Raw genomic sequence first — 617 nt, 5'->3', positions numbered from 1 at the left:
ACCGCGAGCTATGAAAAGGCCATTGCTCTTGCCCAAGGCGATGCGGGCCAGGTCGCACAGATCACCGCTGCGCACCAGACTGCGCTGGGCGAGATCCGTTCCAAATACAGCAAACAAGTTGTTGCCGGCACCAAGCAGGAGGAGAAATCTTATCTGTCTTTGCTGGATGCCATCAACGCGAAAATTGCAGAAGAAAAGCTGGAGCGCCAGTCCAGCGAAGCAATCACCGAAAGCCAGCGCCTGCGGATCAAGATGCAGGCCGAACTGAAAAAGAATATTTCCAGCGACCACAAGGCTATTTTGGAGAGCAAGCTCAAGGAGCTGGAGGTAGAGGAGAAGCTCACTGTCTCATTCAAGGAAGCGGCCGAAGCCCGCAAGGCCTGGCAAGATCAGCAAAAGCAGAACTTGGATGCGGCCTTTGCGACAGCGAACAGCTTGGAGGAAGGCAACAAGCAACTGCGCGATGAGATTGCCTTGATCGGCAAGTCCAAGAAGGAGCAAGAGACCATCTTGCGCCTGCGCCGCGAGCAGGTCATTGTTGCAAAGGAAAAGGAGCTTGCGGATCTGCAGGCCAAGAAGTCATTCGAGGTCTACGACACGATGATGATTCAGGCCTT

At 54.3% G+C, this 617-nt stretch carries 1 protein-coding gene; it reads left to right on the top strand.

Annotated elements, in window-relative coordinates; genetic code table 11:
- Nucleotides 1-617 (top strand): hypothetical protein (locus LPW39_RS21765; RefSeq protein WP_230780345.1); only part of this gene is annotated, 617 nt, incomplete at both ends.

Origin of the sequence: Comamonas koreensis, from assembly GCF_021026195.1 — a bacterium.
Taxonomy (GTDB): domain Bacteria; phylum Pseudomonadota; class Gammaproteobacteria; order Burkholderiales; family Burkholderiaceae_C; genus Comamonas; species Comamonas koreensis.
This window is presented reverse-complemented; position numbering and strand designations above follow the sequence as displayed.